The organism is Vibrio sp. IB15 (genome assembly GCF_016406055.1).
In the GTDB taxonomy this organism is placed as follows: Bacteria; Pseudomonadota; Gammaproteobacteria; order Enterobacterales; family Vibrionaceae; genus Vibrio; species Vibrio chagasii.
This window is the reverse complement of sequence record NZ_JAEFCE010000031.1, coordinates 17,698-31,751: the sequence shown is the minus strand read 5'-3', so window position 1 is coordinate 31,751 and position 14,054 is coordinate 17,698. Positions and strand designations below refer to the sequence as shown.

13 protein-coding genes are annotated in these 14,054 nt (G+C 44.0%); 8 read left to right on the top strand and 5 right to left on the bottom strand.

The window, feature by feature from the left end; translation table 11 throughout:
* Positions 1-2 precede the first annotated feature (2 nt).
* Entirely contained in the window at positions 3-1,262 is a 1,260-nt protein-coding gene (locus JC606_RS12940) for an outer membrane protein transport protein (protein ID WP_116870668.1), read from the bottom strand.
* Positions 1,263-1,620: 358 nt separating this feature from the next.
* Between JC606_RS12940 and JC606_RS12935 the strand changes: the two genes are divergently transcribed.
* A complete protein-coding gene (locus tag JC606_RS12935) occupies positions 1,621-2,703 on the top strand; it encodes a site-2 protease family protein (RefSeq protein WP_061030962.1) in 1,083 nt (360 codons plus the stop codon).
* Positions 2,704-2,829: 126 nt separating this feature from the next.
* On the opposite strand, the gene JC606_RS12930 is transcribed toward JC606_RS12935, so the two are convergent.
* Positions 2,830-3,618 (bottom strand): M48 family metallopeptidase, encoded by a 789-nt coding sequence (locus JC606_RS12930; RefSeq protein WP_198778704.1) that lies wholly within the window; start codon positions 3,616-3,618, stop codon positions 2,830-2,832.
* A gap of 155 nt (positions 3,619-3,773) precedes the next feature.
* Here JC606_RS12930 and JC606_RS12925 point away from each other — a divergent pair, with 155 nt between their 5' ends.
* The 5 genes from JC606_RS12925 to JC606_RS12905 all read left to right on the top strand — a co-directional run bounded on the left by JC606_RS12925 (position 3,774) and on the right by JC606_RS12905 (position 7,570).
* The gene (locus JC606_RS12925) at positions 3,774-4,199 is read left to right on the top strand and encodes a hotdog fold thioesterase (protein WP_004738033.1); all 426 of its coding nucleotides are present in this window, start codon (positions 3,774-3,776) and stop codon (positions 4,197-4,199) included.
* Positions 4,200-4,275: 76 nt separating this feature from the next.
* The gene (locus JC606_RS12920) at positions 4,276-4,509 is read left to right on the top strand and encodes a DUF3389 domain-containing protein (RefSeq protein ID WP_086713940.1); all 234 of its coding nucleotides are present in this window, start codon (positions 4,276-4,278) and stop codon (positions 4,507-4,509) included.
* A 162-nt stretch (positions 4,510-4,671) separates the two neighbouring features.
* The gene (locus JC606_RS12915; RefSeq protein ID WP_004738031.1) at positions 4,672-6,363 is read left to right on the top strand and encodes an SgrR family transcriptional regulator; all 1,692 of its coding nucleotides are present in this window, start codon (positions 4,672-4,674) and stop codon (positions 6,361-6,363) included.
* 30 nt (positions 6,364-6,393) lie between these two features.
* Entirely contained in the window at positions 6,394-7,299 is a 906-nt protein-coding gene (locus JC606_RS12910; RefSeq protein ID WP_198778703.1) for a DMT family transporter, read from the top strand.
* 19 nt (positions 7,300-7,318) lie between these two features.
* Positions 7,319-7,570: a hypothetical protein gene (locus JC606_RS12905; RefSeq protein WP_198778702.1), complete on the top strand. Its 252-nt coding sequence runs from the start codon at positions 7,319-7,321 to the stop codon at positions 7,568-7,570.
* Positions 7,571-7,662: 92 nt separating this feature from the next.
* On the opposite strand, the gene JC606_RS12900 is transcribed toward JC606_RS12905, so the two are convergent.
* On the bottom strand, positions 7,663-8,268 hold the full coding sequence (locus tag JC606_RS12900; protein WP_198778716.1) for a DUF2238 domain-containing protein: 606 nt from the start codon (positions 8,266-8,268) through the stop codon (positions 7,663-7,665).
* Positions 8,269-8,467: 199 nt separating this feature from the next.
* On the opposite strand from JC606_RS12900, the gene JC606_RS12895 reads away from it, so the two are divergent.
* The gene (locus JC606_RS12895) at positions 8,468-9,307 is read left to right on the top strand and encodes an isopenicillin N synthase family dioxygenase (RefSeq protein WP_198778701.1); all 840 of its coding nucleotides are present in this window, start codon (positions 8,468-8,470) and stop codon (positions 9,305-9,307) included.
* A 163-nt stretch (positions 9,308-9,470) separates the two neighbouring features.
* Positions 9,471-10,106, top strand: coding sequence for a DNA-J related domain-containing protein (locus JC606_RS12890; RefSeq protein ID WP_198778700.1), 636 nt, complete (start codon positions 9,471-9,473; stop codon positions 10,104-10,106).
* A gap of 79 nt (positions 10,107-10,185) precedes the next feature.
* Here the strand turns inward: JC606_RS12890 and mrdA are convergent, their stop codons facing one another.
* Both mrdA and JC606_RS12880 read right to left on the bottom strand, forming a co-directional pair.
* On the bottom strand, positions 10,186-12,084 hold the full coding sequence (mrdA, locus tag JC606_RS12885) for a penicillin-binding protein 2 (protein WP_198778699.1): 1,899 nt from the start codon (positions 12,082-12,084) through the stop codon (positions 10,186-10,188).
* 270 nt (positions 12,085-12,354) lie between these two features.
* Entirely contained in the window at positions 12,355-14,010 is a 1,656-nt protein-coding gene (locus JC606_RS12880) for an ABC-ATPase domain-containing protein (protein WP_137407984.1), read from the bottom strand.
* Positions 14,011-14,054 lie beyond the last annotated feature (44 nt).

Here is a 14,054-nt window from a genome sequence, read left to right as displayed (position 1 = left end):
GTTTAGTTGAAGGTGTAGTTCATTTGAATCGCAGATAGGTACGCAACTGCATCGCCAGAGAACTCAAGTTCTTGACCTAGTTCATTGGTTTCTTTGAAGTCACCATCTTTACTTTGTACAAGGGCAAAACCAGCATCGAAGGAAAGGTTAGGGCTGTACTGGTAAGTTAAACCGGCGCTGTACCAAAAACGGTCACTATCGGGGATACTTAATGTCGCTTCACCCGCTTGTTCGTCGTATGCAAGACCAGCTCGCAGAGTCCACGCTTGGTTCAGTTGATAAGTCGCACCTAATGAGTAACGGTTGTTATCGTCGTAGTGTTCAGTCTTTTTGAAACATTCACCATTTACACAATCTGGACTGGTTGCTTTAAGTTCTTTGAAGCTACTCCAACCCGTTTGCTGCCAACCGTAGTGAATTGCCCACTGGTCAGTCAGTTGGTGAAAAGCGGAGATTTCTATAATCGAAGGTAACGTGATCTTAAGACGACCTGTCGTAGATGTAGCACTGCCTTGTACGATGCTTCCGGTGTAATCGTTAAAGTCACCATCATCAAAATCTAGGTCGACTTCAGAACGATAGGCGATAGCGAAGCGATTGTTTTCGTTTAGCTCATATAGCGCACCAACGTTCCAACCGAATGCAAAAGTTTCCCCCGTCATGCTAATCAGCTTGGTAGAAGCAGGATCACCGGTAATGTTAGAAATTGAACCTTGGTGACGGTTCAGTTCTGCCTCAGCGTAAACAAAGTTCACGCCAGCACCAACGCTGAATTGTTGGTTAATTCGATATGCTACGTTTGGATTGATGTTAACAGAGATCAGAGAAGTATCACCGGCGAGATCACCAGCATAGATATCGTCTGGGTAGTCAGTCGCTACACCATAGTTTGAGAACATACCGATACCCCAAGCCCATTTGTCATTGATTGGACTAATGTAGTAAGCAGCTGGAACAACTTGCAGAGGCGCAACATCACTGGACTTCTGACTCTGACCGCCAGAACCTGGGACATTCTTCTGTGTGATGTCTACTTCTGGATCAACGATAGAAACCGCGCCTGAAAACTGGGCTGTATCAAATAGGGTCATTGCGGCGGGGTTTCTCGCTAATACACTCGCGTTGTCAGCTACTGCACCTTCACCTGAAAACGAGCGACCAAGGCCTGAGGCAGAATGCTCAGCAACTTGGAAACCAGCGGCAAGTGAATTACATGCAAATAGCACCGAAAGTGAAACGAGAGAGCGTTGTATTGTTTTCATCCTTGACCCTCCTAGGGCATCGAATTTCGTTATTATGGTTTGAAAACACACTGAGCATTTTTGGTGTTGAAGCTCCAATGTAAACAGCATGTTAAATTCATGTTTTATATAAAGTCAAAGAAAGAGTTGTTATTTTGTGAACTTATATTTTTGAGGGGCGTCACTTTAACATCAATATCATAAATACAATCAATGGTTTATTTGTGGTTGGAGGTGTGACCAGAGTGTTTATGCACCTTTACGGTATAAATAGTGTTCAATAGCTCACTATGTAACGATTTTGTTTCTGTTTACCGACATTCCCTAAATCGGCATAATATCGGCTCATTTTGATGGTCATTTAATTGGAATTTATAGTTTGGAATTACTCGCGATAGAGTTTCTTGGTAAACCGCTTCGTTTAGAAGGATCGATGGCAGGGTGGCAGCAGCTATTTTGGGACAACACACTAGTGTCTCAATTAGATGCGACTTCGGAAGATGGTGATGTGCGAACACACACATTTATGCTTCGTTCTGGCGAAGAAACGTTGCAGTGTCACGTGGAATCTACGGTTCAGTGGCAACCTTTTGAGATGGTTTATAAGGCGCTGGTTAACGGACAAGTCGTTACCGAAGGAAGTCGTAATACTAAAGACATCGAGCAGCAAACTCCGGTTGTCGCACCTAAACCTGAAAAGCGCTTTAGCCTGATTGGGTTAGTATCGCTTGGAATGAAAGCGCTTAAGAGCGCTAAGTTGATTAAAGTAGTGCTCGCATCTGCAAGTTTGGCGGCATATTCGTGGCTATTTTCTATTCAGTTCGCTCTCGCTTTGATCGCTTGCTTGATGTTCCATGAATATGGACATATCAGAGCCATGAAATACTTTGGTATGAAAACGAAAGGTATTTATCTTATCCCTTTCCTCGGTGGTTTAGCACTCTCTGATGAAAAGATTAATACACGATGGCAAGATGTGGTTATCTCAATCATGGGGCCTTTGTTTGGACTGATATTATCGCTTGTGTTCACCGTGTTGTATTGGGTCACAGGTGAGATGTTCTTTGCAGGTCTTGCGGTATTTAATGCCTTACTTAACTTATTCAACCTACTGCCGATTTTGCCGCTTGATGGTGGTCATGTTCTAAAAAGTATCAGCTTTTCGATGAACAGTGTGCTCGGTATCGTTCTATGTGTCGCAGCGGCTGTAGGCGGCGTTATTCTAAGTTATCAGTTGAATCTAACACTGTTTGGCTTCTTATTGATTATGGGTAGCGTTGAAATACTGTTTGAATGGAGAGGGCGCCACCATAGCCATTTATTACCACTAGATAGATATGGCCAAGTAGTTTCTTTCCTTTGGTATGTAGGTCTAGTGTCTAGTTTGATCGGCGTTATTTGGTATTTTGCTTCTACAGGCGACCAGCTACTAAGCCTACCGTTACAGATCCTTGGTACTTAATACTCTTGCGATAGAGTCAATGTCAGAGCAAGAATCTCACTAAACGAAAAACGCCCTATCCAAATGGTTAGGACGTTTTTTATGGAGTCATCACCGCGTCGTGTTGGAAAGCGCTCCGGACTTACATTATGCCTTACAGTTTGGTCTTGCTACATTCGATTGAGGTAGCGTTGTTATTTTTGACTGTAAGTCTTTAATACGAGTACTGTGCGAAGGGTGAGTAGAAAGAAGCTCTGGTGGTTGGCTTCCACCTGACGCTTTCGCCATGTTCTGCCACAAATCGACGCTCTGTTTAGGGTCAAAACCAGCTTGCGCCATGTATTCTAGGCCAACAATATCGGCTTCAGACTCTTGAGTTCGCCCATAAGGCAGAATCACACCATATTGAACCCCCAAGCCTAATGCGGCCATGGTCATCCCTTGATATCGCTTGTATTCAGATGAACCCAAAGCAACACTCGTAATCGATAAACCTGTATTAGCGATCTGTGATTGGGACAAACGTTCGTTGCTGTGATCAGCTAAAACGTGCGCGACTTCGTGTCCGATGACGGTAGCCAATTGGTCTTGGTTCACTGCAACCTTAAGTAACCCGGTATAAACACCAATTTTACCACCAGGTAAGGCAAACGCGTTTACTTGGTCACTATCAAAAACAACGCCTTCCCATTCACTAAAACCGTGCTTAGGAATGTGTTGAGTAATACTGTTCGCTACACACTGTACATAGGCGTTTGTTTTTGCATCTGTACTAATAGGTTGCTCTTTCTTCATCTGTTCGAAAGATTGCGCGCCAAGTTGAGACATATCTTTGTCTGAAAACAGCAGCAATTGATTTCTTCCTGTTGGAGAAGCGCTACATGCGGTTAAGCCTGCGAGAGTGAGAAGCGAGGCAAACTTCATCCATGACGTCATACAATATCCTCTGTGTATTCGGTTTTTATGCATGTTAACATCAACTTGCGTAATGGCTAATAGCTATAAGATAACTTATTAGATGTAAGACACGAACAGACACCATTAGCGAAATCTGCTCAAGCGATAACGATATCAATAATTAAGGACCCCGCATGACCATTTGGAAAAAGCCTGTTGACCTAGATACCTTCAACGCAACCTCAAAGAATACCTTAATTGAGCACCTCAACATTGTTTATACCGAGGTAAACGACAATTCATTAGTGGCGACGATGCCAGTTTGTCACTTCACTCACCAACCACTTGGTATGCTTCATGGTGGCGCTTCCGTTGTGCTTGCAGAAACGTTAGGCTCATTAGCAGCAAATTTCTGCGTGCCAGAAGGCTACTACTGTGTCGGACTCGATATCAACGCGAATCATGTAAGGTCGATGCGTGAAGGGCATGTAATCGGTACCGCTGAGCCTATTCACCTTGGTGTATCGACACAAGTATGGCAGATAAACATCACTGACGAGCGTCAACGCTTAGTTTGCACAAGTCGTCTCACCATTGCAGTAAAAAAGCACAAGCGATAAATCACTAAACTGTTAGACCCATTATGGCTAACGGTTTTCACTCCATTACCCACCATAACCCTAGTTTGAGAAATCCATGGTCATAACCTTTAAAAGTGGAAAAGTCATTGCAACAGCACATGAGCTTGTGGTGCGTTTAGATGGTGAACATAGAGTCACCCTACAAGCACAGGTTGATGCTATTCAACTGATCGGAAAAGGGGCAAATGTCATCTCCGCAAACGGCTCTGAATGTAAGTGGTCAATTAAACTCGATGATGAGCAACAACTTCGCGACATTGCTAATGAAATTGGCTGTGATGTCATGTAACTCTATAGCGCCTAAGCACTTTTGGTGATTGTCGCCGCTCTATATTTGAGTAGGGCTGCCTAAATTCGATAATTCTGTGTAAAAACATTATCAGTTAGATTGATTTTCGCTAATAAAATGAGGAAACTGAATTCAATATCCCTTGATTAAGTTTTCCTCTTTATGAGTAGCCCAAGACTTCGCGTTCAATTCGAAACCCTATTTGAATACTTCGATGGTAAAGACTCTGATGTTCAGCTTGATGACATAACAGATGTGCTCTGTTGTACCCGTCGAAATGCTAGAATGGTTCTCAACAAACTCGAAGAAGAGGGCTGGGTAGAGTGGCTACCTGCAGCTGGTCGAGGTAAGTTATCCCAACTCATCTTCAAGCAGAACCGTTGTGACGTTAGCGAAAACTTGGCTAGGCGCTACTTAGAAGAAGGTAAGATTGGACAGGCATTGTCTGTTCTTGATCAAAATGCCGCGAAGCTAACTCAAGTCATCCAAAACTACTTGGGCGTGCAGTACCAAGAGGGTGAACAGGTTATCCGTTTGCCTTACTATCGTCCGCTCTCCATGCTTAACCCGACCAAGTCGATGCGTCGTTCAGAGCAACACATAGCCTGCCAAGTGTTTAGTGGTTTGACTCGCTTGGATGAAAACGACCAGTTACAGCCTGATCTTGCGCATTCTTGGCAAAAAATCAGTGATTATCAATGGCGGTTTTTCTTAAGGCCAGGGGTTCGCTTCCATAACGGCGAACCACTTATGACAAATCACGTCGTTGATACACTGCTAGCACTCGAGCCACTTAATATGTTCTCCCATATTAAAGATGTTTCCTCACCGGCCAATTGCGTCGTTGATGTCTTTCTAACGCGCCCGGATAAATACTTCCCACTCGCGCTTACAGAATCCGTCGCAAAAGTGACGTTGCCGATGATTTTACGTGGAGAGGACTACGATATTCGTCCAATTGGTACTGGTCCATATCGCATTGAAAAGAATGACGAAAAACAACTCGTATTAACCGCTTTCAATGGCTACTTTGGCTTTAGGCCGCTGATTGATCGTGTCGAGGTGTGGGTCGTGGACGAAGCCTATTCATCGATGGTTTATCCGAGCCTTTCCAAGCCGGTTATCGCTGATCGCGGTGATAGTGATGAGGTAGAACTAGACCCGGGATGTACCTATCTACTACTCAATAGAAAGAAAGGTATAGCGAAGGACCCAGCATGGGCTGAGTTTTTGTCTAATGCTCTAAATGCTGCCGATCTTTTTGTGCATATCCCCAAAGAGACGGTTATTGATTTGGGCGTATTGCATGCTTACGGCATCAAACCAGGTTGGTACGATATCAAGTTAAAAGTCCCAGTATGTCCACCAGCCGATACTAAGCCTTCGATTAAATTAGCATATCAATGCCAACACCCTATGTTTCCTACGCTTGCCAAGGCCATTGTTACGGTACTCAAGCAATATAACGTCGATGTGGAGCTTTTCGGCTATGAAACCGATCCACCACATGCGGATGACGTGGATATTTGGATTAACCCTATGGGAATTGCAAATAACAGAGACGATGCGTTGGCATGCTGGCTTATGGATTACAGTTTTCTTGATGAATCGAGCCCGGCAGAAGACTTTGATCAATGGTGTCATATGATTGATCGTTGGCGCTCAGGTGAATTTGAACAATTCCCGGCAAGGCAGCTTGGTAAACAACTGGTACAAAGCAACCAGTTGATACCTATGTTCCACTGTTGGTTAGGAGTAAATAAAGACCAGTGCGGTACCTTACAAAACGCGAAGTGTAATGCGCTTGGTTGGTTCGATTTTAGCCAAGTTTGGGTTAAACCTGACGTTGACTAATAAGCGAATAGCTTCAGCAAGGGAATAATAATGCAAACCGTCTTAGTGACATTAATTACGCTGGTGGCCTTTGCGGCAAATTCCGTGCTTTGTCGATGGGCATTGATGGATCAAACCATCGATCCTTTGAGTTTTTCTGTTATACGCATTTTATCTGGCGCATTTACTCTATTGATTTTGCTAGGTATAGCGTCCCAGAATAGCAATAACACAACTGAATCTAGTCCTATATCGCTGTTTTCTAAGCTCAAATCTCAATTCAGTCTAGTCTCCATATTGTCATTGCTTGTTTACATGTTCGGTTTCTCTTTTGCTTACTTAGAGCTGGGAGCAGGGCTTGGCGCGTTAGTTCTGTTTGTTGCGGTGCAATTTACCATGATCGCGGCTCATCTCATCTCAGGCAATAAGATGTCCTTAATTGAGTGGGCTGGCTGTTTGCTCTCTGTTTCAGGGCTTGTTTATTTGCTAATGCCGACCAGTTCAACAATTACACCTGATTTAGTTTCAATCTCTCTAATGTCATTGGCGGGTATCGGGTGGGGTATTTATACCTTGGCTGGCAAGCGATCTTCAAATGCCCTGATGCCAACAACGGCTAACTTTGGGTTCTGTTCTTTGATTGTCTTGGTGTTCATATCACCGTGGCTCGTAGCACCAAGTAAAGCTCTTGATATTTCGATGTCTGAACAAGGGATCATTTATGCCGTGTTGTCTGGCTCTGTCGCTTCAGGTGTGGGTTACAGTTTATGGTACTACGTAGTGAAGAAGCTCAATACTGTTGTGGCATCAATCGCAAAGCTTTCGGTTCCGGTTATTGCAACACTCGGTGGCGTACTGTTGCTCTCGGAGCCTCTCACCATGCAATTCGTTATTTCATCAACCACCATATTAGTCGGCATAAGCTTAGTGCTTGTAGCGCCTAAACTTAAACAATAAGAATCAGCACGTTACCTTTATGGCGAAACCAAACAAGAAGCAACCCACGAAAACCGTTCAAATATTTTGCTCGAAGTGCAAAACACAGTTATTCAAATATCGAAAAGGCGGTAAGGGTGCGCTCGTAAAATGTTTTAAGGAAAGGATTGTCGAAGACTTTACGACAGAGCCCTGCATTTGCCCTGAATGTGGAATTGAGTTTGCTCGAGATACCTTAGTACGAGGTACACCCGCATTTAAGTTCGTGGGTGGTAAGGTCACGATGAAATAGCCTTGAAGCTAAAACACAAAAAATGCCACAACGTAAAGCACGTGTGGCATTTGAAATTGTATCTTTAATAACTGAGTTAACGCAGTGCTTGGCTACACTTTAGTGCGCCCTTGAACCTTGAGAAGCAGCAGTGAGACGATCGCTCCAGTCGTATCACATAGCATGTCTTTTTGCGCATCCCAAATATCACCTTGTGATCCAAGGAAAGCGATACCTTCATCACCACCTGCGATTTCTGCATACCACCACTCAATAATTTCATAACCTGCCGCAACACTCATGATGGCAAACAGTGCAAAGAAGCACGCAATCACGGGCTGAGCCAGCTTCTTACGAATAAGATACTCAGCGAGCGGGTAGGCATAAAGTCCAATAGAGAAGTGTGCGACTCTATCAAAATTGTTGCGCTCAGAGCCAATTAACTGATTAAACCAATCGAACGGTACTTCTGCAAAAGTGTACTTAGCGCCAATCGTGTGCAGTGCCAACCAAATGAACATCAGAACATAAGCCGTTTTTGAAAACGTTAATTTTGTCGATAACCACCAAATACCGACAAGAATCAATAGGGCGGGTACGATTTCTGCGATCCAAACTGCTCTTGAAGACGGCGCAAACGCTGAGAATAGAAAAACAACGAGATACAACGCAGTAAGCGAGAGTAGAGGTCTATTTTGAGCAAGTGGCGTAATTGTCATCATCAGATCCTATATAAGTTTTATGTATAGTTACACAATAATGAACACTGTTCAATTGAGTTTTAATTACCAAAATTGTTGAAAAGTGGCGTTATCGCCCAGTATCTAGACAAACGGTTGCGAGAGTTTCACTAAAGTTTGATTTACAACAAAGCGAACCATAAAATCCCCGTATCACTACATAACAAGAAAGAAAGTCATGAAACTGGAAACTGTCGATTATCTTGCTGACGACGCAGCAGAACAATTTGTTCGCTCTTTACGTGAAACTGGATTTGGCGTACTGAAAAACCACCCAATCCCGAAAGAGCTTGTTGAGTCAATTTACGAGAACTGGTACCAATTCTTTATCTCTGAGGAGAAAGAGAACTTCCACTTCAATGTTGAAACACAAGATGGATATTTTCCACCTTCAGTATCTGAAGTTGCAAAGGGCCACACGGTAAAAGACATTAAAGAGTACTTCCACGTGTACCCTTGGGGTCAAATTCCTGAGCAGCTTAAAGAGCAGATTCTAGATTACTACCAACGCGCTAATGCTTTTGCTCAAGAGCTATTAGGTTGGGTTGAAGCTCACGCACCTCAAGAAGTACAAGGAAAGTTCTCTATCGCTCTATCAGAAATGATCAACGGCAGCGAACAAACTCTACTTCGCGTACTTCACTACCCACCGATGCAAGGTGATGAAGAACCAGGAGCTATCCGTGCTGCAGCACACGAAGACATTAACCTTCTTACTGTGCTACCTGCAGCGAACGAGCCAGGCCTCCAAGTTAAATCTAAAAACAACGAGTGGCTTGATGTGCCTTGTGACTTCGGCAACATGATCATCAACATCGGTGATATGCTTCAAGAAGCGTCTGGTGGCTACTTCCCATCAACGACTCACCGTGTAATTAACCCAACTGGCGCACGCCAAGAAAAATCACGCATCTCACTGCCTCTTTTCTTGCACCCTAAACCAGAGGTGGTTCTATCTGAAAAGTACACAGCAAATGAGTACCTAATGGAGCGCTTAAGAGAATTAGGCGTTATCTAATTAGTCAGACTTCATACTCTAAAGGCCAGCATCATGCTGGCCTTTTTGTTGTTTGAACAATTAACTAATTGAAATTTATTTAGTTTGAAACTCGACAAACCACGACAGATCGCTTTCAATTAATAATACACACAAATGCATATGGTAACGGGCCCAATTAATCATGTTAGACAACCCAGAATCATCGAGCCACCAAGACGTGAGTCGTCATTTTTATGCTCATATGGAAAACCCGTTACTCTGGCCAATAATGGAAGTGCTCAAACAAAAGCCAAGTGGGTGGAAAGTGCATACCTTGGCCACGCACCTTAATGAACTCGGTTTCGTTCCAGTATTAGACCAAACCCCAGAGAAGGAGTTATTCAAGAAGAACTTCTTAATCATGAATGCGCTATACCAACTGCAAGAGACACTCTACCCAGATAATTGGCTTCAAGTTCAGGCGATGGACATAGAGCTAATGTGTGGCCGGTATCATGGAAGTACACACGCTATTGACCACCAAGACCCGTTGCGTGAGTACTATATCGACTGGTCAAACTATGAGGCCGAAGAGGGTGAAGTTAGAAGGCTATTGAATGAGTTTTGGACTCGATATAAAAAGTATGTCGGTGGTGTCGAAACAGACATGGATCGAAGTCGAGCATTGAGTCTGTTTGAATTACCGCTCGACGCTTCCCCAGAGGAAATTCGTAAACAATGGAGAAGGCTAGCGCTTCGCTGGCACCCAGATAGAGATAAAGGTAACACGGCTCAGTTTCAAAGATTGTGCGAAGCGTGGCACGTCTTGCGAAGCTAAATTGTCCCGCTGGATGTATTGTGGTTTATGAACAACAAAGCCCCACTTGTCTAAAGTGGGGCTTCTTACGCTTTGTCAGTTATGAGTGATCTTTATTCACACCGCTTTTGTGTTCGAATGCATAATCAAGCACTTTGCGGATGTAAGGTGCAGCGACCTTAGAACCACCATTTCCATGTTCAATAACAACAGTGGCAACGTAATTCGGATGTTCATAAGGCGCAAAGGCAGTGTAGAGCGCGTGGTCGAGTAGATGCCTTTCGAGCTCTTTAGAGTTGTACACCTGATCTTTTGCTAAGCCAAATACTTGAGAGGTACCAGATTTACCACCACTTGTGTACTTGGTTCCTTTAAACGCTCTTCTACCGCTACCACGACTACCATGGTTCACTAATCGCATCGCATTGATCGACACATCCCAGATCTTGTCTGGCACTTCATCAATAGATGGCATTTGCTTTGGTTCTACTAGCTGTTGCGTCTCAAAGTCTTCACCATGATCGAGTATTGCTCGCAGTATATGGGGAGGCATGACCTTACCGTGATTGACTAACACAGAGGTTGCTTTCGCAAGTTGCAGCGGGGTTGAAGTCCAGTACCCTTGTCCAATACCGATCGGTACTGTGTCACCTTGATACCAAGGAGTTCGGTAGCGCATCATCTTCCAATCTCGAGTCGGCATATTGGCGTTACTTTCTTCGTATATGTCGATGCCTGATGGCTTACCAAAACCAAAACGGTTCATCCATGTACTGATCCGATCGATACCTAAGTCAAATGCCACTTGATAGAAAAATGAATCCACCGACTCTTCGATTGCTTGTGTTACGTCAACCGGACCATGGCCCCAACGCTTCCAGTCACGCCACGCTTTGGAGTTAGACTTAGAACCGGGGATACGCCAAACACCGTGGTCATTACGAATGGTATTTTCTGAAATTACATGCTCTTCCAAGCCTGCAACAGCCATGAACGGCTTAACAGTAGAAGCAGGGGGATAAACACCTAACGTCGCTCTGTTTACCAATGGATGAGCAGGGTCATTAAGAAGTGTTTGATAATTCTTGCTAGAAATGCCATCAACGAATAGGTTAGGGTCGTAACTCGGGCTTGATGCCATAGCCAAAACACTGTTGTCTTTCGGGTCTAGGACAACAGCACTGCCAGTGCGATGATCAAGTTGTTCGAACACATACTTTTGCAGTTCAAGATCAATGTTGAGTACGATGTCTTTACCAGCAACAGGCGGAACGTACTTTATCGTTCTGACGATGCGGCCTCGGCTATTTACCTCAACCTCTTGATAGCCTTTTTGTCCATGAAGTATGTCTTCATAGTATCGCTCAACGCCGAGCTTACCAATGATAGTCGTCGCTTGATAATTCGCTTCTTTACCTTGTTCTTCCAGTTTTCTTAAATCGTTGTCATTGATGTGTGCAACGTAGCCTAATACATGGGTCAGTACTTCACCGTTAGGGTAGAAACGCTTTAAGCTGGTATCGATTGTCAGTCCTGGAAACAAGTATTGGTGAACCGAGAATTTTGCGATCTCTTTTTCCGTCAGGTTCTCTAACAGGGTAACGGGCTTAAAGCGGCGGGTATTGCGGTAACGCTTTTTAAAACGCGTAATTTGTTCTTTATTCAGCGGGATGTACTCGTTGAGTTTGCTGAGCATCTCATCCACATCTTTTGTTTGCTCTGGGATCATGGTGAGAGAAAAGACCAGTTTGTTTTCAGCCAGCAACACACCATTTCTGTCGTAAATTAACCCTCGCGTAGGGGCAATCGGGAGCACTTTAATTCGGTTCCCGTCGGCGCGGGTTTGGTAGCTATCAAAGTTTTGAACTTGAAGTCGGTATAGGTTACCGACTAAGACGAGAGTGAAAAGCAGAATACCTATGAATGCGACAATAACACGGTTTCTAAACAGGTTTACTTCACTTTTATGATCACGCATTTTTACGCGTTTGTGGTACATCAAATCTTAGCCTGTTACATTTAGTTACACTTGTTTAGGCGGACTTTACCATAGCTTCGTAAAAATAATGTCATGTTTTATGAGCTTCTCAAAGATAACCAGAGTTATATAAATTATGGGAAAGGAAGTGAAGGGCGATAACCAGCTTATTTATCGTGCACAAAGTTCGTTACTTAACATTTGTGGTTTGATAGAACGCTTTCTAGGACGAGTAGAAATAAAAACGGCCCCATTTGTGGGGCCGAAAAGTTGTGTTTAGTTGAGTAAAACTTAGTTCGAAGGCTTGAACTGAGATTTGCGCATGCGGTTAAGAGCAGCCATAACATCCAACGTTCTTGGTTTCGCTAGGTCACCGTAGTTAGGCATATTTTGGTGCCAATCGTTATCTAGAATCGCGTTAAACTCTTTTGCTGGATTATTTGACCAACCAGGCGTTTGTGCAAACTGGAACCAAGCCCAACCAATCGCGTTGACTTCAGAAGTTGACTCTAGCTGCTCAAGAGCAGAAAGGTCGGCAAACTCTTTACCAAAACGCAGAGATTCCTTACCTTTAGCACTCACGCGGAACTTTCCATCAGTAAGAATGTTCATTAGTGAAGCACGGTTCAGTGAGCGAGGAACAAACATCTCCAACGGTGTTTCGCACTCGTTAGTACGTTGGGTAGGGTGCTGAGCAATAACATCTTTTGCTTTATCTGTCACATCTACCGCTTGGTAGTCGTGCATTTGGATCACGGTGTCTGCTACATCTAGGTAATCACCCGAGCCACCCATAACGACGATAGTAGAGATTTCCATTTCATCACGTAGCTGGCCAATACGGTCAACAAGCGGAGTAATGGGCTCGTCACCTTTTGAAACCAATGCCTGCATACGCTCATCACGGATCATGAAGTTAGTCGCTGACGTATCTTCGTCAATCAATAGGGTTTGAACACCGGCTTCAATCGACTCTTGTAGCCAAGCCGCTTGAGAAGTAGAGCCCGAAGCATCTTGAGTACTGAAATCAGAGGTATCTTTCTTCATTGGAAGATGATTGATGTAGTTTGACAGATTTAAGCTGTGCACACATCGGCCATCTTCAGCGCGAATCTTCATTGTATCAATGGCAGTCACGATGCCTTCACGGCCATCACCAGGAATATGATTGTAGATAGAGCGTTCAACCGCATTCAATAGTGTCGATTTACCGTGGAAACCACCACCAACGATTAATGTAATCCCTTTAGGAATACCCAAGCCTGTTACATCACCTTGGTTTGGCGTGTTTAACGTAACGCTCAGTGACTCTGGCGCTGTAAATGGAACCGCATCTTTCATTGGAAGATCACAGTTACCCGCGATACGTGGTAATACACTGCCATTTGCCACAAATGCCGATAGGTTGTGCTCATCTAGCTGTGCACGCAGCGCTTCTTGGTCTTCGATTGTTTCACAGTGCTTGATCATTGCGTCTATGTTTAGCTCACGCTCAAGCGTTGCGCGACGGATAAACTTCGGCAAGTAGAATGTGATGATGTTGTTTGCTTTCTTCGCAAGAATGCTACGACCATCAGCAGGCAGGTTAATACGGAAACGAATTTCGATACCGTGCTCAGTAAACACGACTGCAGTGTTGTCGAGTACTGTTTGACCCGTTAATGCGATAGAAACGGTCGCTTCTTGTTTTGCGAACTCAGCAAAGCTGCGAGCAATAAAATCACGAGCTGCTACTTGGTATTCGTAAGATTTTTCTTTCAGCCAATCTAACCCGGTCAACGACCACGCGCGTGTTGCACGAAAACGAGAGGCTGACGCGTACGGGTCACCTTGAATGTGGTCGATGTGTAATTCAAAATCAGCAAAGTCGTATTGACCTTTAATTTGTTGATATGCACGGTAGTTTTGTTTTTCGAGCTTTTTAAGCTTTGCAGTCAACTGATCCATAACGAGGAATGCCTATATAAAGGGGAAAGATAAAAACAGAAAGG

What these genes read in the sequence shown, in the direction of transcription:
- JC606_RS12940 (WP_116870668.1), bottom strand. Translation starts at nt 1,262, where the DNA reads ATGAAAACAATACAACGCTCTCTCGTTTCACTTTCGGTGCTATTTGCA.
- JC606_RS12930 (WP_198778704.1), bottom strand. Translation starts at nt 3,618, where the DNA reads ATGACGTCATGGATGAAGTTTGCCTCGCTTCTCACTCTCGCAGGCTTA.
- JC606_RS12925 (WP_004738033.1), top strand. Translation starts at nt 3,774, where the DNA reads ATGACCATTTGGAAAAAGCCTGTTGACCTAGATACCTTCAACGCAACC.
- JC606_RS12920 (WP_086713940.1), top strand. Translation starts at nt 4,276, where the DNA reads ATGGTCATAACCTTTAAAAGTGGAAAAGTCATTGCAACAGCACATGAG.
- JC606_RS12915 (WP_004738031.1), top strand. Translation starts at nt 4,672, where the DNA reads ATGAGTAGCCCAAGACTTCGCGTTCAATTCGAAACCCTATTTGAATAC.
- JC606_RS12910 (WP_198778703.1), top strand. Translation starts at nt 6,394, where the DNA reads ATGCAAACCGTCTTAGTGACATTAATTACGCTGGTGGCCTTTGCGGCA.
- JC606_RS12905 (WP_198778702.1), top strand. Translation starts at nt 7,319, where the DNA reads ATGGCGAAACCAAACAAGAAGCAACCCACGAAAACCGTTCAAATATTT.
- JC606_RS12900 (WP_198778716.1), bottom strand. Translation starts at nt 8,268, where the DNA reads ATGACAATTACGCCACTTGCTCAAAATAGACCTCTACTCTCGCTTACT.
- JC606_RS12895 (WP_198778701.1), top strand. Translation starts at nt 8,468, where the DNA reads ATGAAACTGGAAACTGTCGATTATCTTGCTGACGACGCAGCAGAACAA.
- JC606_RS12890 (WP_198778700.1), top strand. Translation starts at nt 9,471, where the DNA reads ATGTTAGACAACCCAGAATCATCGAGCCACCAAGACGTGAGTCGTCAT.
- mrdA (WP_198778699.1), bottom strand. Translation starts at nt 12,084, where the DNA reads ATGTACCACAAACGCGTAAAAATGCGTGATCATAAAAGTGAAGTAAAC.
- JC606_RS12880 (WP_137407984.1), bottom strand. Translation starts at nt 14,010, where the DNA reads ATGGATCAGTTGACTGCAAAGCTTAAAAAGCTCGAAAAACAAAACTAC.